The sequence below is a fragment of the Ignavigranum ruoffiae genome (assembly GCF_023195815.2).
Classification (GTDB): Bacteria; Bacillota; Bacilli; order Lactobacillales; family Aerococcaceae; genus Ignavigranum; species Ignavigranum ruoffiae.
This window is the reverse complement of sequence record NZ_CP096206.2, coordinates 913552-940509: the sequence shown is the minus strand read 5'-3', so window position 1 is coordinate 940509 and position 26958 is coordinate 913552. Positions and strand designations below refer to the sequence as shown.

Sequence of the window (26958 nt, the reverse complement as noted above, 5' to 3'; positions counted from 1 at the left end):
GCCTGGTTTATCTTTGTTCGAAAAAATGGTATAATTTAGAATGATTATATTTAAGGAAGTGACTTATGAAACTGGCAATCGTAGGAATGGGAATCTCCGGTTCTTCGGTTTTGAAGCATTTATATGATTTGAATGCCTTAACCGAAGAAGATCAAGTAGACGTTTATGAACCTAGAGAGCAAATTGCTGTTGGCTTTGCTTATCAGTCTGATGATTTGTTGTTATTAATGAATTCATATTCTAAACGCTTGAGTCTTAATGAAGCGAATCCTGATGAGTTTATGGAATGGTTGGCAACTCATCATCCAGAATATGTTAAGGATGATTTCGTCCCCCGTCCAATCTTTGGTCAATATGTCAATGAGAAGTATCGCCCATACTTAGATCAAGAAGCAGTGACCTGGTATCATCAAGAAGTTAAACAGATTAGAATCAAGGATGATAACCACTTCATGCTCTACACCGATCAACAAGCCCAAGGTCAAGAATATGACTGGGTCTTCCTGACCATCGGTCATCCACCTTACGCCGACCACTATAACTTATTAGGTCATGATCATTATATTCATAATCCCTATCCAGTCAGCCAAACGTTGAATCAAATTGATCCGAGTCATAAAGTCGGTATCATTGGCTCTTCACTCACTGGGATTGACATCATGCATTATTTGCAAGAACACTATCATTTCAATCATCCGGTGCGTTTCTTTATCCGTTACTCCCCTTTTACTAACGTGAAGAGTCGGCTGTACCCCGAGCCCATTGCCTTGTCAATTGATGAGCAATGGATATCCGAACAAAAGGAACGTCATCAAGGACAGATTCCTTTAAAGGTTATTTTTGACCAAATTCAAGCTGATATGGCCCAGAACCAAGTGGACTTGTTGGCTTCTGTCGAGAAGTATCAGAATGGATCGGTTCAAGATGTTCGTTATCAAATTCAACAAAAACCGATTGATTTACAAATTATGCAAAGATATGTGGGCCTACTGACCGCCTACTTACCGGATTTAAACATGGCTTTAAGTCCAGCTGACCGTCAATTATTCCATCAGAAGTACAAACGTCTCTTTGAACATTATCGTACACAATTCCCTGACAGTAAGATGTCCCTAATTTTGAAATGGTTTGATCAAGGTCGACTGCAAATCATCAGTCATATCGATCAAATTCAACCAACGGATACTGGTCAATTTCAAATTACTACTCGCGATGGTTTGCAATACCGGATGGATACGGTCATCAATGCGACTGGCTTTGAACAGAATTTAGTTAAAGCTGGACAACAAGTCCCTTTAATCAAGGATCTTCTAGAGCAAGAAATTATTATGCAGAATCCCTTAGGCGGCATCCAAATTACTTGGCCAGGTGCTCATCCAATTAGTCCACGTTATGGCGAAATTCGCCAGATCTCCCTTTCTGGTTTGGTAATTCATCAGACCCAATTTGGTAATAATAACGCCCAAATGACTGCCCGTCATGGAAAGAATATGGTCTTGGATTATATTCAAGCCCAAAATAATTAACTTCTATCAATACAAAATTCTTGTTAAATAAAGACTGATGGTCTCTCATATTCGGTGACAATCTAGCCCATTAAAATTATTGCTAACTTTAATCAGGATTGTTACGCCGAGTGAAAATGTCCCCCTAAAATAGCGCCAAAGATTCAACACTAGGGAGTCATTAGAATAGACCCTTCAGTCTTTTTATCTTCTTTTACAGATATTTCTAAATTGAAGCAACGCCACATGATAACATAAACTTAGGGTTATAATAAGCAAAATTCATTAATTAATGCGACATATTGTAAGCAAAGTGCTTGATTATTTAAAAATATGAGGTATTATTAGTCTAGTTGTTTTGACCAAGGTATTGGTTTGTGGAAAGGAAGAATAAACAAATGTATCAAAAACCTGAATTAAATTTGTTAGAAGAATATGGTCTATTTATTAATAGTGAGTTTGTACCAGCGGAAGCTGGCAAAACGCGAGAATCAACTTCTCCAAGTGATGGATCCGTTCTCGCTCGTTTCGCTGAAGCCAGTGAACAAGATGTTGATAAAGCAGTCAAAGCGGCTCAAGCTGCCTTTGAATCCTATAAGAAATATACTAAACAAGAACGGGCTGACTTATTAAACAAAATTGCTGATGTGATTGATCAAAATGCGGATCATCTAGCCTTGGTTGAAACCATGGATAATGGTAAGCCAATTCGTGAAACTTCAGCCATTGATATTCCTCTAGCAGCAGAACATTTTAGATATTTTGCCGGAGTCATCTTAGCTGAAGAAGGCACTGTCAATCAAATCGGAAATAATATTATTTCGATTGTTCAAAGAGAACCACTTGGTGTGGTGGGTCAAATTATTCCATGGAACTTCCCATTCTTAATGGCTGCCTGGAAATTAGCCCCTGCCTTGGCTGCTGGTGATACGGTCGTTATTAAGCCATCTAGTTCAACTTCCCTATCTATTCTTGAATTGATGCGCTTAAGTCAAGATATCATTCCTGCTGGTGTGGTCAATGTGGTAACCGGTTCAGGTTCTAAGGCTGGCGAATATGTCTTGGCTCACCCTGACTTTACTAAACTTGTCTTTACTGGATCCACCGAAGTTGGATATCATGTAGCAATGAAAGCGGCTGAGAAATTAATCCCAGCAACCTTAGAACTTGGTGGTAAATCGGCTAATATCTTCTTCGAGGATGTAGATTTTGATAAAGCGATGGATAGCTTATTACTGGGTATCCTCTTCAATCAAGGTCAAGTGTGCTGTGCGGGTTCACGTGCTTTCGTACAAGAAAGTATCTATGATAAATTCGTTGAACGGGCTAAAGAAGTCTTTGGTAAAGTCGTGGTAGGTGTGCCATGGGATCCTGCAACTCAACTTGGTGCCCAAATCAATAAGAACCAATGTGAAAAAGTACTTTCATATATTGAAATTGCTAAAGAAGAAGGAGCAACCATCGCTGCGGGTGGCCATCGTCTAACCACTGACGCACTTGAAAATGGAGTCTATACTGAACCAACCCTGATTACTGGAGTCACTAATGATATGCGGGTGGCTCAAGAAGAAATCTTTGGTCCAGTAGTTGTGGTCATTCCATTTAAGGATGAAGAAGAAGTCATTGCTTATGCCAATGATTCTGAATACGGTCTTGGTGGTGGGGTTCATACCAAGGATATTTCTCGTGCTCTACGAGTGGCTCAAGCTATGGAAACTGGCCGGGTTTGGATTAATACTTACAATAATGTGGCAGAAGGTGCACCATTTGGTGGCTACAAGAAATCCGGTATCGGCCGTGAAACCCATAAACTAGCCCTAGATGCTTATTCACAAGTTAAAAATATTATGATTGATATTTCTGATCAAACAACTGGTTTGTATAATTTATAAGATCAATAAAACTCATCAAAAGATCTAAGCAATTATTGCTTAGGTCTTTTTGCATGGACTTGTACCCCTTGGGCACCGTCTTCCGCTTATTATCATAAGCTCCAGACTTACTTTACGACTCATTCCCTAAAAGCCTAAGGCTTCAAGGGAATGATGTGGGTAAAGTATGCTAGTCCTAGGGGTATTGATCCATGCAGAGACCTATGCTTTTCTCTTTTATTTAACCGGCCCATAGCAAGCCTTATTTTTTGTTAACTGAGCGAAATAACTTGAGACCGTCCTTCAAAACACTTACGTTTTTCCGGACTAGATCCCCTAGACATTGCCTAAGCCATGAATGTTTAAGGCAATGTAAGCTACGGGGATCTTCTTCTTTCTTGCGATGTACACTGATTCGTTTTTGTTTAAAAAATGTAACTCCTCTGACCGATTAATTAATTGTGCGAAACAAAATCCCCATCCACTCGTCACTTGTTGACCAGTAGATGGGGATTTCTAATTAAAGACGATTAAGCGTTTTTACGAATTTCTTCGAGAGCGGCAGTGTCTAGTTTTTCAATAATCTTATTCACTAATTGAACGGTGTATTTGTAATCATCTTCGTGAATTACTGTAGTATGGCAATGTAAGTAGCGAACAGGTACGGCAATACAGATTGAAGGAATACCAGTTTGAGCAATATGGAATGAACCAGCATCAGTTCCGCCACCAGGCATGAAGGCAAATTGATATGGAATATTAGCTTCGTCGGCAATATCAGTGATAAATTCGCGTAAGCCCTTATGACCAACCATAGTTGCATCATAAACCATGATTTGAGGTCCTTTACCTAATTTAGAGTCAGCTTCTTTGGCGGTCATTCCTGGAGTATCGCCAGCAGCTCCTGTATCGACGGCGATGGCAATATCCGGTTTAATTAAGTTAGGAGCAACTTTAGCCCCACGAAGGCCGATTTCTTCTTGAGCATTGGCTCCAGAGAATAACACGGATTGGTGACCTTGTTCTTTAGCAAATTTTAAAGCTTCAATCGCTACAGCCATGCCGATACGGTTATCCCAAGCCTTAGCTAACAAGAATGGTGAGTCTTCATTCATTCGACGGGTTTCGATATATGGGGTGATCATATCACCTTGACGAATGCCCCATTCAAGAACTTGGTCTTTAGAAGTTGCACCAATATCGATAAAGATGTCGTCCATATCAATTGGTTTTTTACGTGCTTCAGGCGTTAAGACATGAGGAGGTTTAGATCCTGTTACCCCATGGAAAACTTTGCATTGACGAGTTGTGATTTCAACTTGTTGTGCTAAGACAACTTGGCTCCACCAACCGCCGATCGTTTGGAATGTCAAGAAACCTTCGTCAGTGATTCTTTTAACCATAAAGCCGACTTCATCTAGGTGACCAGCAATTAATAAGCGAGGTCCATCTTCTTTGCCAACATGTTTAGCAAAGATTCCACCTAGACCATCTTCAAGAAATTCTTCACTGTAATCTTCTGCATATTGTTTGAAGACTTTACGGACTTGCCCTTCATTGCCGGCAATCCCTCTGACTTGAGTTAAATCCTTCAACATATCCATATTCAATTCCATAATATCACCCTTCTATATTCTATATATTTTCTTTATTTAGGTTCAATATCGTGGGCTAAAGTTTCAATTTCAATTTCTCCTACTTCGCCCTGTCCTGTAGTACGAATGCGTCCTTGAGCTCTAGAATAGAAAATATTACCTAAGACTGCAAAGAATACTGGACCAGCTACACTCATAATAGTAGTCAACCAATCGCCATTGACGATAGCTGGTTTAATAATCGTAAAGACATTTGACAGCCCCACAAGCGCACATACAATATAAACGGCTAGTTTAGCCTGACCATTGCTCTTGAACATTGAGAATGGTTTTGCAATAGCATCATTTTCTTTAAATTTGATAAATGAATAGGCAATAAACATGTTAGGTACGGTCATTGCCACATTACTCATGGCCAACATAATTTCAAAGAATTGTTTAGCATCATCGCCACCAAATGCTACGATACCGAAGATCACACAAACAATGAATGTTTGCCACTTAACCGCATTGATGTAGATACCATCTTTCTTAACCGTCCATGATTCTGGCCATAATTCTTTCGGAGTTCCACCAATAAGTTGTTTAAGTGGTGAGAACACTAAGGTAAAGAAGGCACCTAGCATACCAAAGAACATACTAATTCCCATAAAACGCGCCACGTTTAATCCAATAGCACGAGAAATACCTTCAGAAAGGTTCAAAGCTTGTCCGATTTGATATCCTAAATGATTCATAGTTAAGTAAGCATGGTTACCTAAGGTAATTGGAACATCAGAATAACCATTAGCGCCGTATGCGAAATTCCAGTTAGTTACGGCACCAAAGAGAAGAATTCCGACAGAATACATAATAATAATTACTACAGATGAAAGCATAATTGCTCTCGGGAATGTCTTCTCAGGATTTTCGGTTTCATCGATTACACCACCGACTACTTCTAGTCCCCCATAAGAGAAGACAGCATTCACGACGAATGAAAGGATAGGAATAATGCCTAGGAAATCAGCGTTAGGAGAAACAAAGAATCCTTCGACTGTAACAGGCTCTAAGAATTGTCCCTTATTTAAGATAAGCACTAATAAAGATCCAATCCATAGGAAGGCATTTAAACCGATGACTGCCGTACCACCGATTGATGCAATTTTCTTAATTCGATCGGTTCCCTTTGTTGAAAGGAAGCTGAGTAGTAGAAGCATTGATAAACCTAAGATACCTAGAGATTTAACTGGACCTAAGCCAAACAGGTTAAGATCTTGTAGCCGGTCAACCCCAAAGACTGCATGCGATAGAATAATCCAGAAACCAGAACCTACCCCAACTAACCAAACGACATAAGCAGCATACCAAAGAAAAGTCCCCATAAAAGCGAATTTTGGCCCAGATGATTTAGCCATCCAGGTATAAATTCCCCCTTCAGAATCTTTGAAAGCGGCTCCAAATTCCGCAACAATAAATGCATAAGGGATAAAGAATAACAAGCCAGCCAATATGAACCAGGGAATCGAAGAATATCCCATCATATAAAACGATCGGGTCATATTGGTAAAGCCATAAACTGATGTGAAGATCATCAGAATTAAGGCCATGACACCCATTTTCTTCTTGCCTTTTTCCATATACACCTCTCCTTTTTCTGTTGTAAGCATAGTATAGCAAGCGCTTCCAAAATATTAATTGGAATCTGTTAATAAATTCATGAGCTAAACTGTTATATTCTTTCTTTCTCATCTGTATTATTAGAATGGCTTTAGATTTTACAAATAGAATCTTATATCCTTAAGCTTCTTTTAAAATACAATATTATAATCTTCTCATTATATTTGAAATAAATATATTTTTTATTTGCTTTTAATATTCAAACAGTTGGTCATTTTTCAGTCAATCAATGACAATAATGCACTTTATAGGCTTAAATTCATAAAGAAAGCTGCCCTCGCCTAAGATTTCACCTAAGCAAGGACAGTTTACTTAAATTATTGTGTTGTATTTTAATCTTTTAACTTAACCGCCTTAAAATTATAGCCTTCTAAAATTTGAAAGACAGAGTCGATAGTATATGTATTATCATATTTATAAGAATATTCGGTATATTTATCGCTCGTTAATTGATTTTCATCATTTACAAATAAATCGGTAAAACCGAAGACTTCTGTTTCTGTATCACGGACTTGTTTCTTGTCGCGGTCATATGAAGTAATTGTATATACGCCGACAATAGTTCCGTCTTGAGTCACATTTTCTAATTCTAGCAGATCGTTGGCTGTATGATAAGGACGGTAATAGTAACGTTCCGCTTTGATTTCATAGGCACCAAATAGGGTATCTGGATATTTTTGTTTAATCTTTTCATCGATTTTCTTAATCAGATTTTGCCAATCTTTGAGGTCTTTAAATTGTTCGGCGACTTGAAGCATGTTCTGAGCTTGACGTTCAATCTGACCTTGTTCTTCGACAAGTAAGCCTGCTTCTTTCATCTTTTCCAGGATTTCTGGTTTAATCTTAATTTTTACCACATCGTTATTGCGTATCGCTCCGTTATTCTCGACTTCAAAGGCTTCTTTGTTAAGAAAATTACTATAAGGTGGTTGGAAAGTGGTATCAATTCGAGCTTGCCCGACTCCTGAAGTCCCGACAAAATTGACTACCACATGGCGATTCAATGTTTCTAGGCTTAAGGTTTCTGGTTCTTCTAGACCTGCGACAGTATAACTTATCTTGCCTTCATTTTCTACAAGATAGTCTTGGTCTTCAAGCAGTTTCAGTGAAGGTTGGGTCAAGGCAATAGTAATTTGATCGCCATTCTTCAGATTCTGACTATCGTCGGTCAGGTAAACTTCTAAATCCTCAAACGGAGCTTGGAAATGACTTTCTAGCACAGCTTTTCCTGTGCCAGAGAAACCTTGATAGCTAATTTCTATCGCTTTTTTCAAATCTTCTTGGCTGAATTTAGGTTGGACTTTAAGGCCCTTGACCGTCGCATAGAAATAATCATTCTTAAAAATATTAGGCAGGCCTTGAGTCAAAGAGACTTTAATCCGGTCTTGATTTGCTAAATCTTTATCTGGGTTCACTTGGAAATGAATCTGGTCGCTAATCTCATCAACACTACTTGGCCATTCATATTCACTTAAGACACTTTCAAGTTTAGCTTTATCTAAACGAGCAGAGACTTCCCCCATCTGATCGATTCCTTTAAATTCGAGTTCTACATAATCTTGTAAGGCTAGGGAAAGCTTTTGTTCAGTACTGGTCGTCGTTTCTTCGGACGTTTCCTCACTACTTTGCTGGCTAGTAACTTCCGTTGTTTCACTGTGTTCTGGCGACTCGCTTTGGCTGGTAAGTTCTGGACTGGTTTCTTGACTTTGTTCGCTACTTTCAGGTTGAGGGTTAAAAATACGTTGCATGGCTTGATTGAATTCTTGATATTTCTTTTCAACCGTTGGCAGATAAGGACGGCTAATTACATAGCCCCCGACCAATAAAATGAGAATAATAATGACGATGTAAATTTTCTTGCGAATGTCTTTTTCAGTCATAGCGCCCTCCTAAAATAATCTAAAAAAGTATCAACACGATTAAAAATTTCACAGTTATTTTTTATAAGTTTATTATTGTTATCTCTAAGATTGTACGATACATTTAGCCTATCTGACAATTATAATGAGGTGAATTATGTCTGAACTATTCATTCGAACAGCCCAGAAAAGTGATGCTGCAGCGATTCTTGAAATCTATCAACCTTATGTGAGCCAGAGCACGGTCACATTTGAAACAGTGACCCCCTCTTTAGCTGAGATTGAGCACAGAATTCTGCATACTTTAACTAACTATCCTTACCTCGTCGGTGAAATAGATGGCCAGATTATTGGCTACGCTTATGCAAGACGATTCCGTGAACGCCAGGCCTATGCTTCGACCGCTGAAATGAGTCTATATCTAGACCGAACCATACGTGGCAAAGGATATGGCCAGTTACTATTATCAGCATTAGAAAACGACCTACAAGATCGAGGCATTAGCAACCTAATCTCAATTGTCGAGGCTTCCAATTATGGCAGTCTCAAATTCCACGAGAAAAATGGATTTATTCGCTCAGGATTCTTGGCGCGCGTCGGCTATAAATTTGATCAGTGGTTAGATATTCATATCCTAAGTAAAGCTTTGGCCTCAGATCAACCCATTATTTCCTTTCAAGATTCCACCCATCAAAAGATACGATAACCAAAATGACTGATTAACATCCCTAATTCAATATCCCAACGACAGTATTGAATATAAATCATATCTTCTTGATTACCCTGATAAATCAGTTCAGGTATCGAATAACGACCATAAAAATGATGATCTGCTTCTTCAACGTTAATATTTAATATTTGGGTAATTTCATAACCCTTACTGAGTCCTTCGCGATCGGTCAAGATTACCTGACTCCCCTCATGGAGCAAATCTTGAGCGACCAAGGGTTGAAAAGGTCCTGAATTCGAAAGATCATAATAATGACCAAAGAAGCTGTTCATGCCATGCTGGCCTACTTTAACCACTTGATTGCTAGCTAAGGCTTGGTTCAAATGATCAAAGTCGGTCCCTTTCCCGCTATTACCGGACATATCTTGGAATGGGAAAGTCACCCCGTTAATATACAGACTATTGGCCGGATAACCTAACGCTTGGCCCTCTGCCTTAAAAACTTGGCGCTTAGGCTGATAATTCAAAGGTAAGCCCTGAAACATTAAATGATCTTGACCATAGGGCTGCGGATAAGAGCTAGGATAGATTGGCTGATGAATGACCACCGGTTCTTGACTCAAGACTGTTGGACCGCCATAATTCTGCGGATGCCAATAGTCAAAATTAAGCGACAACATAAAGGGAAAAGCAATGGTCAGAAAGAAATTCGCTAGCTTCATGGTGTGTTTTCCTTTCGATGATCAATGAGGTAACATCATGCGAGCAACATCCAATTGTCTTAATTTCGGTGTCTTCTTATAAGAATGGTCTTCCATCTTACTTAGAATTTGATTAATCAGAGCGACGGCTTCAACAATATGTTCTCCCTTGTTTAACATAACGACTTCAGCATGAGCGCTTCGAGCCGCATCGGTGATTTCAGATCGAGTTGGAACGCCATTACTAATCAAGGAGCCAAGGACTTCAGTCCCCCAGACAACAGGGATTGAAGCTGCTTCACAAATCCAAAGAATTTCTTCCTGCAGCTCGGCTAAGCGGACATAGCCACTTTCCACCGCTAAATCTCCGCGGGCAATCATGACACTAAATGGATTTTTACTAGCGGCTGTCATGATAATTTCACCTAAATTTTCAAAGGCTTGGACGGTTTCGATTTTGGCCATCAGGTGGACTTGATCTGCAGATGAAGTTCGATTTTCTTCAATAAAGGCTTGTACTTCTTTTATATCTTTTGCCGTTCTAACAAAGGAAATACCGATAATATCAGCATGATCAAGGGCAAAACGCAAATCCGCCCGATCCTTATCATCTAGAATGCCAATTTCGAAATTTGAATTGGGGAAATTTAACCCTTTTTCTGCTTTTAATCGGGTCTTTCCACCTTTGACTTTCTCAACACGGAGGGTAAATGATTGGTCAGTCTGGGCAACCACTCGTCCTTCAATACTGCCATCATCAATTAAGACGGGATCATTGATCTTTAAAGATTGGTAAATTCCGGGCAATGAACAACCAGCCACCACTTTGACCGCTTCTTCAATATCTAGAGGTAGGTCTTTGAAATTCCGGGTGATACAAATTTGGTCGCCACGACTGACTTTGGGATTTTTATAGGGGGTGAATACCCATTCTGTCCTGATTTTAGGACCGGCAATATCCATCAGAATTGGAATTGATAGTTCGTTTGCTTTAGCTACTTGCTGAATATTGTCAATCATTCCTTGCCAGACTTCAGCATTGTCGTGAGCACAATTAATGCGAGCTACATTCATCCCTTCATCGACTAGCTTCTGCAATAAATCAATATCTTCCGCAGCTTCAGCCGGTAAGGTAACCATAATACGGGTATGATGATGGTCTGGTTTGGGACCATAACAAGCCCGAGTGTTCTTGATTAAGCGATAATACTCATGGAGAAATTCTTGCCGATCTGGATGATGATAGGTTTGGGGAAGCTGATGTATAGCTTCAAAAGAAGCTAGCGTTGCTTCCAAGGTCGCTAACGTTTTAGCCTCTAATCGACCCAAACTTGATAGACCATAACTCATTAATTGTTCCTGAATAGAACGTATATCGCGTCGTCGTAGAGCTAAGTAAGCCAACAAATTCTGAGCACTCTCTTTAAATTCTGGCCGTTCAATCTTAGCTTCCCATTCTTGATAGGCCGATTGACTTTCATCTAAGACATCGTGATAAAGTTTTTTTAATTGTTGATATTCTTGTTGGATATCCTTCATCATGATCACCCTCTACCCTTTATTATGAGTCTATCATATCAGAAAAAACTTGGACGTGCTCCTAAATATTCTTCAGGATCGCCAAAAACTAAGTTATAATAATAAAGAAGAAAGTGAGGTTATCAGTATGTTGCAACGTATCCCCTGGAATCAGTACTTTATGTCTCAATCTTTAATTCTATCTAGTCGGTCAACCTGTGAACGTTTGCGTGTGGGAGCAACCATTGTACGCGATAAGCGGATTATTGCTGGCGGATACAATGGCTCAGTCCATGGTGAAACGCACTGTATTGATCAGGGATGTCTACTAGAAGATGGCCATTGTATCCGAACCATTCATGCGGAGATGAATGCAATTCTTCAATGTGCCCGTTTCGGTGCTCAGACCGAGGGTGCCAGTATCTATGTCACTCATTTCCCCTGCTTAAATTGTAGTAAAGCCATTATTCAGGCCGGTTTGAAACAGGTCTATTATCTGCATGATTATGCCAATCATCCATATGCCCTTCATTTATTCAAACAGGCTGGCATTGAGATTAACCAAATTGATTTCCCCGCTAATTTTTTTACCGATTTAGAGGAAAGTCTACCCTTAGCCTCAAGAAAGTGAGTCTGATGAGTTAGCGAATAATTGGGCTGCCCTGACTGCTTTCTGCCACCCTTGATATAATTGCTGGGCTTTCGCTCTAGGCATTTGACTTTGAAAAGTTTTTCCCGGATCGATTAGGTCTTTTAATTGATCAAGATTTTGCCAGAAACCAACCGCTAACCCCGCCAAATACGCTGCACCCAGGGCTGTGGTTTCCAGATTATGGACCCGTTGAATTTCTATATCTAATAAATCGGCTTGGAATTGCATCAGATAATCATTCAAACAAGCCCCGCCATCGACTTTTAATACAGGAATATCAAGCTGACTCTCTTCTTGCATCAAATCGACAATATCTTTGACTTGGTAAGCAATTGACTGCAAAGTTGCTTTGACCAAGTCATTTTTGTTACTGGCTCTGTTTAAGCCAAAGATTGCTCCGCGAACCTGGGAATCCCAATATGGAGCAGCCAATCCGGTAAAGGCTGGAACTAGATAGATTGCTTCTTCTTTTTGCGCGGCTTCGGCCATGGCTTGACTTTCTTTAGCCTGTTCGAACAAATTCAGCTGATCTCTTAACCATTGAATTGCTGATCCAGCCGTAAATATAGACCCTTCCATGGCATAATATATTTGATCATCGAGCGCATAAGCGATGGTAGTTAGCAATTGATTCTGGGAGATCTTCGCTTTCTGTCCCATATTCATCATAATAAACGCTCCCGTGCCATAAGTCGCTTTAATCATTCCTGGTTCGAAAGCCAATTGACCGAATAAGGCTGCTTGTTGATCACCAATCATGGCAGTGATTGGCACCGGTTGGCCGAAAAATTGAAAAGAATCAGTGTAACCATAAATCTCGGAATTAGAACGGACTTCAGGTAACATCACAGCAGGAATGCCAAAAAGATCGAGTAAATCTGGATCCCATTGGCCAGTCTCAATATTAAATAATAAAGTACGGCTCGCATTGGTATAATCTGTGGCGTGAACTTGGCCAGCAGTCAATTTCCACAATAACCAACTATCTATCGTTCCAAAACATAATTCGCCAGCTTCTGCCCGCTGTTGTCCATCTTGAATATGGTCTAGAATCCAGCGTATTTTGGTGGCTGAGAAGTAGGCATCCATAATTAATCCGGTCTTTGCTTGAATCATCGGCTGATAGCCTTGATCAATATATTGCTGGCAGAGCTTGGCTGTCTGGCGTGATTGCCAAACAATCGCCGGATAGACAGGCTTGCCGGTTTGCCGATTCCAAACGACTGTTGTTTCCCGCTGATTGGTTATACCAATGGCCGCGATTTGTTGGGGAAGAATCGAAGAATGGATGAAGGCTTCAGCAATCACCGCTTGGATGGATTGCCAGATTTCTTCAGCATCGTGCTCCACCCAGCCTTCTTGAGGGAAATATTGGGGAAATTCAACCTGCCCCATTCCCATAACTTGCCCTTGATGGTTGATAATTAAGGCTCGACTACTGGTGGTCCCTTGATCCAAAGTTAGAATATATTGCTCCATAATGGCCTCCTATTCAACAGCTAATATTTATGAAAACGTTTAAAAATTTTGAAAAAATAAAGTTTATATCTTTCTCTCTTGATCCTTGCCTAGCAAACATTAGAAAGATATAAACTTCAACATAGATATGAATAAAACAAAAATGACGAAACCAGATTCAAAAATTACTCTAAATAACCTTTATGAATCTCTAACTTCGTCCCTCGGCTATATCCATCTTGATAAGCCTGATCATTCTTAGAGAAACGAGGATGCCGGAAAGAAAGTGATCCATTAATTTCCTGATTAAATTTCTCTACCACTTCATTCGGTGTTTTGATAATGAGGGCATATTTTTGATTTTCTTGAATCATTTCATCTTTTTGTTGGTTAAATTTATTCTCCAGTCCATCCATAAAGCCTTGATAGTATGATTTTCGGATGGCGGAAGCCGAAGCATCATCTTCATTCCCCTTTAAATGTTGGCTGGCATAATGCTTCATTGTATCCGCAGCAAGATGAAACACTTCATAGGCGAGTTCTACATCTTCGGGGTACCCCATAAAGACCAATTTTCTTTGGACCGATTTTTGATGAGGCAGTCGAGAAGACTGAATATAGAACATCACCCGAAAATTATCGGCAATAATCCGCACTAAGACTTTCTCCCACCAATAGATGCGTTTATATACGGAAAGAGATTTAATAATAATCTTATCTTGACCTTGGCCTTTGAGTTCATTTTTTGAAATTTTATATTTCAACATTAATTTTTGGGCCATGGTTAAAGCCGTTTGACTTTCCTCATCATCGCCACCATCTTGAGCCAGGGTCAGTAGATTTTGAATTTTGGCTAAGATTTTATCATTCTCTGACACACTATAACCTCATTTCTTAACATTAAGCTTTATTTTATCATAATTCACGGTTAATTTCAGTAATTTGATTCAGCATCGTTTGGAAATATTCTGGATATTCGGTATCAATCTCAATAACTTTGTCGGTCAGGGGATGACGGAAACGAAGTGATTTGGCATGTAAGTATTGACCGTCTTGAAGATCCCTGATTGGAAAGTGTTGGGGATTTAAATCACGCTGATAAATGGGATCCCCCAGCAAGGGATGGTGAATATACTCCATATGAACACGGATTTGATGAGTCCGCCCAGTTTCCAATTGACATTGGACTAGACTATATTCTGAGAAAGTCTTTAAGACTTTGTAATGGGTAATGGCCCGCTTGCCGGTTTTGTCTGCCGTATAACGTAAACGCTGGACTTTATCGCGCTTAAGGGGAATATCGATGGTCGCTTGTAGCGGCTGAACTTGACCATAGACAATGGCATGATAAGTCCGTTGAATTTGGTGAGCCTGTAATTGATCAGCCAGTAGTCGGTGAACCTGATTATTTTTAGCAATGATCAATAACCCTGAAGTATCCTTATCAATTCGGTGAACGATGCCGGGACGAATACTTGACCCTTGCTTTAAGGAAATATTCCCTTGTAAATAATAGAGTAAGCCATTGACCAGAGTCCCTCGGTCATGCCCTTTTGCAGGATGAACGACCATCCCTCGAGCTTTATTTACCACCAATAAATCTTGATCTTCATAACGAATATCTAAAGGAAGATCTTCGGCCACTAATTCTAAGGCTTCTTCCTCTGGAATTGAATACCGAATATGCTCATTACCGGCCAATAAGTATTTATTAGGGACAACTTGACCATTAACTTGTATATATTCTTGTTGAATTAATTTTTGGATACTTGAGCGACTTTGGCCCGGAATCAGCTCGGCTAAAACTTTATCCAAGCGCCCTTTTTGTCCTTTTAAATAAATATCTTGACAATCCATTATTGACCCCCCTCTTCATGTAAGTATAAATGTCCAAATAAGAGAACCATGCCGATACAGATAGCCATATCAGCTAGATTAAAGATTGGGAACTGGATAAACATGAGATCGAACATATCGATGACATAACCATAGACAAACCGATCAATTAAATTGCCAAGTGCTCCGGCAATAATTAAAGCATAAATCAAGCGCAGGCCTTTCGAAGCTTGGCGCGCTTGGTACAATTGCCAACTGAAATAAGCTATCGCTAAGACCGCAATAATCATCAAAAGGTTTACTTTACCGGTCAATAAACTCCAAGCCGCCCCCTTATTCTGGACATAGGTTAATTGGATCAAGCCCGGAATCAAGGGAGCACTCTGATAAAGGTCTAGCGTCGAAATAAGCCAAAATTTGAAGATTTGGTCACAAAAAACGATAAAAACAATCCAAAACAGCGAAAAAATCATCGAAAATCCCCTTTATTCACCCATTTTTTGATTAAAATTTGAACTCATAATGTTATTATTATATACTAATTGCAACAAAATAAAAATCTTTGTAGACAAGATTACAAAGGAGATCCCATGAAGAAATATATTCAGCTTTTGTTAATTCCTTGTTTAATCCTGGCGTTAACAGCTTGCGATAGTTCTATCAGTCGAATTGATCGAACTTTTACACTTGTTCAAGAGAACATTACCAAAATTGTCAATGAATTAACTGAAATTCAGTTATTAGAAAGCCATGTCCAAGATGACTTCGAAACAACGCTAAAGGCTTCTGAAGATTTATCGGCTTTCCGCGCTGAGGATTCAGTCATTCTCCAGAATGTTAATCAACGATCAGAACATCTTAACAATTTGGCTGACCTCATCACTGAATTGGATAAGCTCATTGAAGAAATTAATAACCAAGAACCCAACAAGGATGAACAAATCAAAGCTCAGGTCGATGCCATTGTGGCTGAACTTGAACCACTCACTGCCAACTTAAAAGTCTATCTCAAAGATTATCAGGATAGTCTCCAACCTGAGAAACAGACCTACCAAGCGGTGGCTAATCCTAATAATGATTACACTACTTTCTTTAAAGTTTTTGATAATGTTAATATTCTTAATAAAACCAATCAAATCAACTTAGAAAAGGTCTTGGGTTATTTCGAACCCATTAATGCTAAATTAATTGACTTTAAAGTGTATCTAACCAATTTGAAGAAGTAAGGATTTAGCCATACTAATAAAGGAGTCTATGATGAATATTAAATTTCTAAAAATTTGGGCAAAGTTACTTTGCCTAATGTTTTTTTTCTTGTTTTTAACTGCTTGTCAAAATAAAACAAGCACTTTGGAGAAAAACATACCTATGCCCGAAGTTAAAGCCAAATATGATGAAGCAACCTTGGTTGAGTTTAATAATAAAATTACCCAAGGCGACACCAACCGCTATGAGGGGTTAACCATTCCCAAAGAAGCCATGTTATCTCAACCCGATAAATTACCCCAAGTTTTATTCTATGATTCAGACATTAATATTCCCTATCCTGAAGATGGGGTGAAGGGGCTCTATGTGACCGCTGATAATCTGGCGAATCCCGAATATTTAGACTATTTGATTAATTATTTAGATCAAACAGAATTAAATTCCTTGGTCATTGATTTCAAAGATGACTATGGCAATATCGTTCCCGTCCTTGAATCTGATAATCCAATGATTCAAGAAAACGTAATGGGCTTCGTAGATATGAAACCAATCATGAAACGTCTAGAAGAACATAAGATTTATCCGATAGCTCGGATTGTTACCTTTAAAGACTATTTGCTTTCTGATGCCCATCCAGAATATTCTTTCCATGATCCAAGTACCGGAGGCATCTGGCAGGATGGTAATGGGGCTCAATTTACCAACCCCTTTCTCCCTGATGTTTGGAATTACAATATTGGGATCGCCATTGAAGCTGCCAAATTAGGCTTTAAGGATATTCAGTTTGACTATGTTCGTTTTCCGGAAGGCTTTGATGTCTTTGGCTCTAGCTTAGATTACGATATTGGTGGTTATTCTTATTTCATATCAGATGACCCTGAGAAAGAAGGAACGGAGCGGGTTGCGGCGATTAACGACTTCCTCGCTCAAGCCAGTGAACAACTCATGCCTTACGGTGTAGATGTATCAGCGGACGTCTTCGGTTATACTGCGATTGCTGGAGATGCAGCCGATGTGCGTGGAATTGGTCAAAGTTTCGCCCAAATGGCGGAACGAGTTGACGTGATGAGTTCGATGATTTATCCTTCTCACTGGGGCGAAGCCTTCTTCGGCTATACTTACCCCGATCTCTATCCTTATGAAATTGTCTCTGCCTACATGGATCATGAAACACAATTATTAGCCAATGTCGAAAACAAGGTGCGAACACGGCCTTGGTTGCAAGACTTCACCCTACCTGGACCGCCAGGAACCTACTTAGAATATGGAGCCAATGAAGTTCAGGTTCAGATTAACGCGCTCTATGAACATGGTATTCACGAATATCTCTTATGGAATGCTTTGGGAGAATATACAGAAGGCGTCGACTATTCTCCAGACATCCAACCGGTTGAGGATAGCAATTCACAAGTCCAATAAATATATAAAATAGTATACACAATAAAACATCCCCCTATTCACAATGAATTTGAGGGATGTTTATTTTTTGTTTCGCTTTAACCAGCAAAGAATCCTTAGAATTAAAATAAAATCGTAACGATTTCTTTAAAATCTAAGAGGATTAAATTCGCTTTGACTTCCTTGTGGCCATAAATTTCTTTGAGTGCTTGACTATAAATTTGCATCTGAAATTTATATTTCTGATAAATCTGCTCTAATTGCTCTTGCTTCGTTCGAGAACTTTGTGAATGATAGCTATCGGTTTTGTAGTCTATTAATATAAGTGAATGATCTTGAGGGTAGTAAGCATCGATTACCCCATGAATCAATAGGTCGTCTTCTTGCAACTGGCTTAAGTCGAATTCATGTTCCTGAGAAGCAAAGACTTGCTTTGCTGGTATGAGATACGAGAAGGCCTGCTCACGACGAACATGATCTGCCTGAGTAATGAACTCTTGACCTAATTCAGTTTGCAAGAACCACAGGATTGCATCGATATTGATCTGTTTCAGGTGTTTGTTGTTAAATAAACCTTGACGAACTAAAGACTGACTACAAGTTGATAAGATACTGGCATAATTCTCACGATCCTGATTGGCAAAAGCAGATAAAGGTAAATGTTGTAAGAATAAATGAGTAAGGCTACCGACTTCTGTGGCCGCCAATTCTCCAGCTTGGCCCATAAACTGAGGTTGAGCGAAACTATCCTCTGTGTAACGAATCCCTTGAATCCCTTTGTCTTCAGCGGGTGCTTGTTTAAGCTGTTGTATCGAGGAAGGTCGGCGATCAGAATATGTATCCAACTTATCATTATTAGGTTCTTCAAAGAATCGTTTCAGTTCAGATACCGATTGATAGCTCGAAGTTCGTGAGGCCAACGGATAAGGATAGTCAATCTGCCAGAGGGTCTCCCATGAATTCGATTCCCCCTGAGGCGGTAAATCTTGTCTTAAGAAGTCAATGACCCTATCTTGACGCAGTCTTTGTTGATGATCGACTGATTCCTGTTCGGCTGCGCTGGTAATCATTCCATCTTGATAGAAATGAACTTCAATTTGACTTTGTTGAAAGTCAGCCGTCGATGAATCTTGCCTAGGAATTGCGATGGCATAATTTAACCATTCTAGCCAAGAGCGACTAGTCTGACGCAAGAACTGATTAACTAACAAGCCTCCACTATGAAGTTGCTGACTCCTTTGATAATTTGCCTGCCATTGTTCTTGATTTTTAACACTCCCAATAATATAGAGTTTCTGTTCACAACGGGTCAAAGCAACATATATTTTTCGCATTTCTTCAGCTTTGAGATCGCCTTCAGCTAAGATAGCCAGCGCTTTACGGGTTAAACTATCAAATTTCAACAACTGTTGGTCATCGAAATAATAGGACGACACCCCATACTCTTTAGAGCTAATGTATTTCCCTCTTAGATCCTGTAGATTAAAGCCTTTGCCGGTATTTAAGAGGAATAACACCGGAAATTCAAGTCCTTTGGAAGCATGAACCGTCATGATGCGTACGAAATTCTGATCAGCTTCCAAGATGAGTGGCTCGGCGATATCATGGTCACTTTCGATCATCTGGTTAATATAATTGATAAATCCTTTCAGTCCTAAATAAGACCGTTGTTCAAATTCTTTGGCATGTTGATAAAATCCGTGGAGATTCGCCAAACGTTGTTCAGAATGGTCTAAAGCAGCCACATAATTCAGGAAATTACTATCTAAATAGATTTGCCAAATGAGCTCAACTAAGGAAACATTTTGAGCGAGGTCCTGCCACTTATGTAATTGTTTTAAGAAACGATGAATTTTCAGCTGAAGTTGGCTGACCTTTTCTGGATCCCACTGACTTTGGGAAGTCTGAAACTGGATCAATGCTTGATAGTAGTCTCCTTCTTTATGCGGAATCCGAATCTGGGCCAATTCTTCATCGCTAAAGCCAGCAAAAAATGATCGAAGCACGGCGACCAAGGGAATGTCTTGACGCGGGTTATCGATAATCTTTAATAAGGCTAAGACAATTTGAATTTCATGTCGCTGGAAATAGGATTCAATTTTCTGACTATAGAGTGGGATTTGGTATTGTTTGAAGACTTCTTGAACCTTGAGAAAAGGTGAACGCGTAGCTGATAGAATAACAATATCCCGATATTCAATCGGTCTTAGAGTTTCTAAATCTTTATCGTATATTTGAAATGACGAATCGACTAAATCTTTAATCTTCTGGGCCAAGATATGACACTCGGCTTCAATCGATTGATCGAAGCCCTCTTCATCATCTTCCCTTTCTTCTGCCTGACTTTCATATAATAAGAATTCTACGTTAAATTGCGCGTCGGGGGCTTGAGGGACGAAACTGTGGTTGCCAGTCTTGAGAGACTCTTGTTGGCCATAATTCATTTGGCCAAATTCTTGACCCATCAACCGTTCAAAGATAAAGTTGATAAATTGAAGGACCTCGTGGCGTGAACGATAGTTACGATCTAAATGGATTAAATGGTTGTCAGGATCTTGAGCAAATTGCTGATATTTATTTAAGAATAAGGTTGGTTCAGCCATCCGAAAACCATAAATCGATTGTTTAACATCGCCGACCAGGAATTGATTCCCAGGTGAAGCGGCTTGATCGGCTTGTGATAAGAAAGATAATATGGTCGCTTGCGTCTCATTGATATCTTGATATTCATCGACCAAGACTTCCTTAAATTTCTGCCGGTAATATTGGCAAGCCACGCTCTCCACTCGTCGACCCTTATCTTCTTGATAAGGAGCGAGGATATCCAGGCTATAATGTTCGAGATCGTTATAGTCCATCAGTTGATGGTCTTGCTTATAGCTTTGCAACAAGCGGTAGAAGTCTTGAATAAGTTGACTTAACTGGGTTAAATCATAAGCTAATCGTTGCTCGACTTCCGCATAGGTCTCATAGCTTAAATCAAATAGGGATTGAACATTTCGCTCTAGTATTTTTTTATATTGATCGCGTTGAGCTTTTAAGGCTTCAATGTGTTCATAATCTTCATATTTCTTTGAATTTCTAGGCCAATTGCTGAAAGAGAAACTATCCAGCAAGGTCATGAAGTCGCTTAAAGGTTGTTCCTGAAAGACATCTTTTAATTCAATGATGTGGGCTTGGTCCTCAGTTAAAGCAGCCAGATATTTGGGCGCATGTTCTTGACTTAATCGCTGACTCGCATCGATTGCCTCTTGATTCAGTTTTAGAACTGTATTTATGCTTCCAGTGATCTGTCGCGCCAAACTATTTTGGAAAAGATCAGACTCTTCGAAATAAGCAAAATCTCGGTGAATCCGGGGCAATTGACGGAGCCAGACCTGGGGTTCAGGGTGGGCCATGGCGAACTGATAAATTTCAATCACTAAATCAAATAAGCCTTGATCAGATTTCACAGAAGAATAGCAATATAGTAAATTCTCAAAATTTGTCGAATCAATGCCTGCCCTTCCTGCTTCAATTTCTTGACAGAGCTGTTGCCAAACTTGCTGATAGATTAGGGCTTTTTGACTTTCATCGGTTAACAAATCAAACCCAGGATCCAAGTCATTCAAATAGAAATACTGACTGATAACCTCTAAACAGAAACTGTGAAGGGTTTGAATATTGGCCACGGCCAATTTATTTATTTCTTGAATAAAACGTTGTTGTAATTCAGGATTGCTTTGTTGATTAACCTGATTTTTGAGTTGAGACTCGATACGCTCTTTCATCTCTCGAGCTGCCATCTCGGTAAAAGTCACCACCAATAACTCATCGACCCGGGCCCGTTGATTAAGAATATGCTGCATAATCCGCTCAACGAGAACGGTTGTCTTTCCGGATCCGGCAGAAGCCGAAACTAAGATATTTCCTTCTTGTTGATGAATGGCTTGCCATTGTTCAGGATTATATTTTGAGTTAGCGGGTTGGATTGGAATTTCAGTCATGACGTTCCTCACTTTCTTGGCTGTCCAAGATAATTTGCTGGATAACCTGCTCTTTATTTATGGCTTGATGACGGTAGGCTGAGAAATGAATCGTCGGATCAAACCCCGTTAAAACGCGGTAACCTTTCTGTAAAGATAAACTATAGGGATCTTCATAGAATGGACGCAAAGCAATATTGCCCGATTGGATTTGCTGACCAGCTTGGACAAATAACTTCTCCAGATGTTGATAGATGAGCTTCAAGTCTTGAGCTTCGATATATTGTGAAGCTTTCTTGTGATAGGTTCCGCTTTTTGTAATTTTTGCTGGGTAATATTGACTTTGTCCTTGTTCCATGAGTCCTTGGTCAATCTTTTGAAGTTGGTCTGGCCCAATCGTTACGAGTCCTGCCAAACGATTTATTTGGAAATTAGTTTGTTGAGCACTTAACAGATCCGCTGAATCACCTTTAAGGTATTGCTGCATCAGAGGCTGATAGAAAGCGCCAATTGGTTGTAAATCAGGAAATGTTTGTTGGGCAACATACAGATAGGTCATAATTTGTAAATCTAAACCGTAATAGAAATCCGCCAAATTAAAGGATTTATTCCCTGTCTTATAATCAATAATCTGCAGTAATTTATCTTCTGCTTGCCAATCAATCCGATCTATTTTACCGGTTAGTCTTAACCGACCGCCTGAAGGCAACTGAAATTCAACCGGCTTTAGATTATAATCCGGTCCCAAACCAAAGACAGCCTCTGATAGCATGGGTTGTAAGTGAATCTGGCTAAATTGATTGGTAAAAGACTGCAAACTCTTCTCAATTTGACGTTGAATCATACGCTGGATAAACCGATGGCGGGCTTGACTCGCAAAAATATTAAAGCGTACATCTTCATCCAAGACTTGACTTATGTGTTGGAAGATATTTCTAAGCTGATCTGGACTTAATTTGCCCAATTCTAAGCCTAACGTCTGGATAGCTTTGACAAAACGATCTAAGAATTCATGGAAGTAATCCCCCGCTTGAATCGGCGTAATTTGATACTCTGCTCGTTCTCTCAAACGTAAACCATACACAATAAAATGGGCAAAAGGATCCTGAAAAAATGTTTCAATCTTAGAAACTGAACTGATTAAATTCTGACCATATAGAGCCAGGGCCGTCTTGGCTTCAATGGCTTGAGGCAAGTTGGAGAAACTGAGCAATTGACTAATCGCATCGATGAAACTCGCCTGCTGGCTTGGATTCAAATGCCGATAAAGCGTCAGTAAATTTTGATTGAGTACCTGGCCGGCATCAAGCCGAGCTTGAATAAATTGACCCAGATCAAAAAGCATAGGACCAATCATGATATTGGCTTGGCCGAGCAAGGAAGGATGTTCTCCTGTTTGAGACAAAGGTTGAAAAGCATTAAAACTAAATAGCTTCATCCGTTGGCTTAAGACCAATGGCCGATAATAAGGACTTAATTGCAAGTCTTGTTTACTATCCCCTTGATGATAAGAAATATAGAGATAGTCTTGCCCACTCAGAAGATTCTGATAAGCTAGCCATAAGTCTTGCCGATAATTCAAGCGCGCAGGATCTCTTAGAAATTGATGATGGAGCGTCAAGCCATTAATTTGTTCACGTTGGTCCGCATTAATCAGCGAATCTGTCTTAGGATGACTCGGGAGCGCTAATTCGTCCATCCCAATGATAAAGGCGATTTTGAAATCTTTAGCTTGAGGACTCTCAATACTGGTAAAGACCACTTGATCGATGGTCGGCGGAATAATATGAAAACTTGCTTGTTTAAAGCCTGATAATAGAAGGTTTTTAAAACTAGCGAAGTCAACAGCTTGGTCCTTAAATATCTGGTGGAATTCATCCAACATAGTGATTAAAACCTGCCAGACCTGTTCATCATGACGGGAATCTTCAATATTTCCAACTTCAATGGCTTGATCTCTTTTCAAGATTAAACGTTCCCGAACGCCTAATTTAATCAGTAATTGGTATAACCACTGACTCGCCTCTTGACCTGTCATCGAATCTTGCCAAGCTAAATACCGATTGGTGAAAATTTGAATCATTCTTTGACGAATAGGTAATATAATCTCTTTGAGCTGTCGTGGCTCTGCTTGGCCATGATGATTGACATAGATTTGGTCTTCCTGACTAAAATGCCAGATAAAATTAGGATCAAAGAAACGATAACCTTGAAAGCCATTAGCTAACAAAATATTCTCAAAAAGATTTACTTGATGGAAAAATTCTTGTCGGTCAAGGGCACCTTCTAGCTGCACCAAATCCGATTTTAATATATTAATAATATCATCAATTTGCCAATAGCCTAACACCAGTTGAAAAATGGATTCGATTAAGGAAACCAGACTGTGCCCTTGCATAGTTTGTTGATGGTCAAAGAAGATCGGAATCTGATTCTCATTAAAATAAGGCTCGATAATATGTTGATAATCATCTAAGTGCCGCGTTTTGATAATAATATCTTGATAGCGATACTTCTTTACTTTAACCAGGTAATTGATTTGATTGGCTAAGTGGCGTAATTCAGTTTGAATCGAATCGCACGACCAAATTTCTTGATAGTTTGCGGTATCTTGGCGACTTAAAGATTGATTTTGATTTAGCACATTTAAGGTCATTTGACTAGTTTGAATAATTTCTGGCCGATAAACTTTGATTGGCTGTGAAATCTCCCAATCGGCTTTGATTTCTATATCTTCTTGAAGGAGAATGCGTTTGATTTGCTGATAAGTCTCTCGAGTGAGTTGATACACCGGTTGGTAAGATGCCTGGTTTGCCTGATGATGGCTAAGGGGTAGACTCAAATAAACATGGTTAAAATTCCGCGCTAAAGCACGAATTAAGGCGATTTCTTGGGCATTAAAAGCTTGAAAATGATCGATAATCGCATAATAATTTCTACTGAAATCTTCTTGATCAAGATAAGCTTGCAACCTTTCAAAATCCTGATAATTATCTAAAGATTGATCGTTAATTTTTTGGCGATAAATTGCATAAAGGTAAGCCAGTTCTGCCAAGCGTTGATTCTCATTTGGGTTTTGCTGCCAGCTAGGATCTGTCATCTGCTCTACGATTCCTTGTAAATCATCAGGGTGGATATTTGCTTCATACAATTCTTCAAAGAGTTTCAGCAGTTTATCAATAAATCCTTGATGGTAGATTTGACCGCGATATACTCTGAGATGATCTTTCTCTTGAAGGAGTATGGCTTGAATCAGCATGGCGTTGCCGATTTGAGAAAGTTGGGGTTTCTGATCGAAACTCTTGGGCAAGAGAAACCAAGCCAAACGTTTAAAACTGGCCACTTGGATATCCGTCATCGCCGCACTTGATCGTCCTTGAAGCTGGCGCAGTTCTTTCAACATGCGCTCTTCCATATCAAACTTAATATGGTCCGGCACCAGATAAAAAATCTTGGCCTCTGGTTGTTGTTTCTTCAGTTCAACTAATTTATGTATGATTGCAACTGGTTTATCTACCAAAAAACTTCCAGTAATAAATTGAAATGCCATAAGCAGTCTCCTTATCATAGTCTCATGTGCTAATTATAGCAAATTTATTAATCAGATTCAGATTCAATCACGATAACGACATGAATTCATATCCACAATCTTGAACATACTGTGTCCCAACCTGCTCGATCCAAATTTAAACATCATTTGAATCTTTCATAAAATTTTAAACAAAAAAGACTGAATGAAGATCGGTCGACCCATTACATCGGTTACCATCTTTTTCAGTCTTTAATATTGTTGTTCTAGATGAAATTACTCTCTATTAAAACCAGGCGTTATTTATTTAAGCTTACGATTTTAATAATCACTTCAGTTGCTTTAACCATGGATTCAACGGCGACAAATTCATAGCGACCATGCATATTCTCGCCGCCGGCAAAGATATTCGGAGTTGGAATTCCCATGAAGGAAATGACCGAACCATCAGTTCCCCCTCGAATTGGCTTGATTAAAGGTTCAATCTCAAGTTCTTTCATCGCTTGTTCGGCCAAATTAACTGGGCGCATATCTTTCTTAATTACTTCAGCCATGTTATAGTATTGATCTTTTAACTCTAAGGCAATCGGTGCTTTGTCATAAGCTTGATTAATCCCTTCAACGATTTCTTGCACCAAAGTCTTCCGTTGTTCGAAAATTTCACGATCATGGTCACGAATAATCATGGATAATTGAGCTTCATCAACGGTTCCACTCATCTCAGTCACATGGTAGAAACCTTGGCGTCCTTCAGTTTTTTCTGGTACTTCATCTTCAGGGAGTTGGCTGATAAATTGATTTAACAGGGTAATCGCATTGATCATCTTATCCTTGGCTGTTCCTGGATGAATATTCTTACCCGTTACTTGTAACTTGGCAGCCGCTGCGTTGAATGATTCATATTCTAATTCACCAACGGGTCCTCCGTCCATCGTATATGCAAAGTCCACCGCAAAACCTTCTGCATCAAAGTGCTCTGCTCCGCGTCCAATTTCTTCATCAGGACCAAAGGCTACTCTTACTTTGCCATGTTTAATTTCTGGATGCTGAATGAAATATTCCATCGCCGTCATAATTTCAGCAATCCCGGCTTTATCATCAGCTCCTAGTAAGGTCGTGCCGTCAGTAGTAATCAATGTTTGACCATGATAGGTTTTTAAATTCGGAAATTCACTCTCAGCCATCACAATGCCTTGTTCTTGATTTAAGACAATTTCAGGGCCTTGATAATTTTTAACGATTTGGGGATTGACTTGTTCTGAATTGAAATCAGCTGTATCCACGTGGGCAATAAAACCAATTGTTGGTAGCTCTTCCTCAGTATTGGCTGGCAAAGTAGCCGTTACAAAAGCATTCTCAGAACTTAAACTAACCTCTGACATCCCGATTTGCTTTAATTCATCGACGAGTAAATGAAGTAAATCAAATTGGATCGAGGTTGAAGGAATGGTCTCTGATGCTTCATCGGAGCGCGTATTAATTTTGGCATATCTGATAAGACGTTCTTGAGTGAGTTGACTGAGATTCATAAACTTC

At 39.5% G+C, this 26958-nt stretch carries 18 protein-coding genes; 6 read left to right on the top strand and 12 right to left on the bottom strand.

What is annotated here, in order from left to right; genetic code table 11:
• Positions 1–65: 65 nt before the first annotated feature.
• Together M0R79_RS04495 and M0R79_RS04490 are read left to right on the top strand one after the other, a co-directional pair.
• Positions 66–1526 (top strand): FAD/NAD(P)-binding protein, encoded by a 1461-nt coding sequence (locus tag M0R79_RS04495; protein ID WP_248416196.1) that lies wholly within the window; start codon positions 66–68, stop codon positions 1524–1526.
• Between the two features lie 377 nt (positions 1527–1903).
• Complete coding sequence (locus M0R79_RS04490) at positions 1904–3397, top strand: aldehyde dehydrogenase family protein (protein ID WP_248416197.1); 1494 nt, start codon at positions 1904–1906, stop codon at positions 3395–3397.
• A 509-nt stretch (positions 3398–3906) separates the two neighbouring features.
• Here M0R79_RS04490 and M0R79_RS04485 read toward each other — a convergent pair.
• From M0R79_RS04485 to M0R79_RS04475, 3 genes are all read right to left on the bottom strand, one after another.
• Complete coding sequence (locus M0R79_RS04485; RefSeq protein WP_248416199.1) at positions 3907–4992, bottom strand: M42 family metallopeptidase; 1086 nt, start codon at positions 4990–4992, stop codon at positions 3907–3909.
• A 32-nt stretch (positions 4993–5024) separates the two neighbouring features.
• A complete protein-coding gene (gene yjeM / locus M0R79_RS04480) occupies positions 5025–6590 on the bottom strand; it encodes a glutamate/gamma-aminobutyrate family transporter YjeM (protein ID WP_092569937.1) in 1566 nt (521 codons plus the stop codon).
• Positions 6591–6962: 372 nt separating this feature from the next.
• A complete protein-coding gene (locus tag M0R79_RS04475; RefSeq protein WP_248416201.1) occupies positions 6963–8510 on the bottom strand; it encodes a hypothetical protein in 1548 nt (515 codons plus the stop codon).
• A gap of 136 nt (positions 8511–8646) precedes the next feature.
• On the opposite strand from M0R79_RS04475, the gene M0R79_RS04470 reads away from it, so the two are divergent.
• Positions 8647–9195, top strand: a complete 549-nt coding sequence (locus M0R79_RS04470) for a GNAT family N-acetyltransferase (protein ID WP_248416203.1) — start codon at positions 8647–8649, stop codon at positions 9193–9195.
• Here M0R79_RS04470 and M0R79_RS04465 read toward each other — a convergent pair.
• On the bottom strand, positions 9180–9881 hold the full coding sequence (locus M0R79_RS04465; protein ID WP_248416205.1) for a hypothetical protein: 702 nt from the start codon (positions 9879–9881) through the stop codon (positions 9180–9182). The genes M0R79_RS04470 and M0R79_RS04465 overlap by 16 nt on opposite strands.
• A gap of 21 nt (positions 9882–9902) precedes the next feature.
• Positions 9903–11402, bottom strand: a complete 1500-nt coding sequence (locus M0R79_RS04460; protein WP_248416207.1) for a pyruvate kinase — start codon at positions 11400–11402, stop codon at positions 9903–9905.
• A gap of 124 nt (positions 11403–11526) precedes the next feature.
• Here M0R79_RS04460 and M0R79_RS04455 point away from each other — a divergent pair, with 124 nt between their 5' ends.
• The gene (locus M0R79_RS04455) at positions 11527–12009 is read left to right on the top strand and encodes a ComE operon protein 2 (RefSeq protein ID WP_248416209.1); all 483 of its coding nucleotides are present in this window, start codon (positions 11527–11529) and stop codon (positions 12007–12009) included.
• Here M0R79_RS04455 and glpK read toward each other — a convergent pair.
• The 4 genes from glpK to lspA all read right to left on the bottom strand — a co-directional run bounded on the left by glpK (position 11998) and on the right by lspA (position 15797).
• Positions 11998–13509: a glycerol kinase GlpK gene (gene glpK, locus M0R79_RS04450; protein ID WP_248416211.1), complete on the bottom strand. Its 1512-nt coding sequence runs from the start codon at positions 13507–13509 to the stop codon at positions 11998–12000. The two genes, M0R79_RS04455 and glpK, sit on opposite strands and share 12 nt — an antisense overlap.
• Positions 13510–13673: 164 nt before the next feature.
• Positions 13674–14366, bottom strand: a complete 693-nt coding sequence (locus tag M0R79_RS04445; protein WP_248416213.1) for a DUF2786 domain-containing protein — start codon at positions 14364–14366, stop codon at positions 13674–13676.
• A 37-nt stretch (positions 14367–14403) separates the two neighbouring features.
• Positions 14404–15345 carry an RluA family pseudouridine synthase gene (locus M0R79_RS04440; RefSeq protein ID WP_248416215.1) on the bottom strand — a complete coding sequence of 314 codons (942 nt, stop codon included), beginning with the start codon at positions 15343–15345 and terminating at the stop codon, positions 14404–14406.
• Positions 15345–15797 (bottom strand): signal peptidase II, encoded by a 453-nt coding sequence (gene lspA, locus M0R79_RS04435; RefSeq protein WP_248416216.1) that lies wholly within the window; start codon positions 15795–15797, stop codon positions 15345–15347. The genes M0R79_RS04440 and lspA overlap by 1 nt, the downstream gene beginning before the upstream one ends.
• A gap of 117 nt (positions 15798–15914) precedes the next feature.
• On the opposite strand from lspA, the gene M0R79_RS04430 reads away from it, so the two are divergent.
• The gene (locus M0R79_RS04430; RefSeq protein WP_248416218.1) at positions 15915–16550 is read left to right on the top strand and encodes a YkyA family protein; all 636 of its coding nucleotides are present in this window, start codon (positions 15915–15917) and stop codon (positions 16548–16550) included.
• Positions 16551–16692: 142 nt separating this feature from the next.
• A complete protein-coding gene (locus M0R79_RS04425; RefSeq protein WP_248416220.1) occupies positions 16693–17949 on the top strand; it encodes a putative glycoside hydrolase in 1257 nt (418 codons plus the stop codon).
• Positions 17950–18050: 101 nt separating this feature from the next.
• Here the strand turns inward: M0R79_RS04425 and addA are convergent, their stop codons facing one another.
• From addA to pepT, 3 genes are all read right to left on the bottom strand, one after another.
• The gene (addA, locus tag M0R79_RS04420; protein WP_248416222.1) at positions 18051–21914 is read right to left on the bottom strand and encodes a helicase-exonuclease AddAB subunit AddA; all 3864 of its coding nucleotides are present in this window, start codon (positions 21912–21914) and stop codon (positions 18051–18053) included.
• Positions 21907–25443, bottom strand: coding sequence for a PD-(D/E)XK nuclease family protein (locus tag M0R79_RS04415; RefSeq protein WP_248416224.1), 3537 nt, complete (start codon positions 25441–25443; stop codon positions 21907–21909). The genes addA and M0R79_RS04415 overlap by 8 nt, the downstream gene beginning before the upstream one ends.
• A gap of 278 nt (positions 25444–25721) precedes the next feature.
• On the bottom strand, positions 25722–26951 hold the full coding sequence (gene pepT, locus M0R79_RS04410; RefSeq protein ID WP_248416226.1) for a peptidase T: 1230 nt from the start codon (positions 26949–26951) through the stop codon (positions 25722–25724).
• Positions 26952–26958 lie beyond the last annotated feature (7 nt).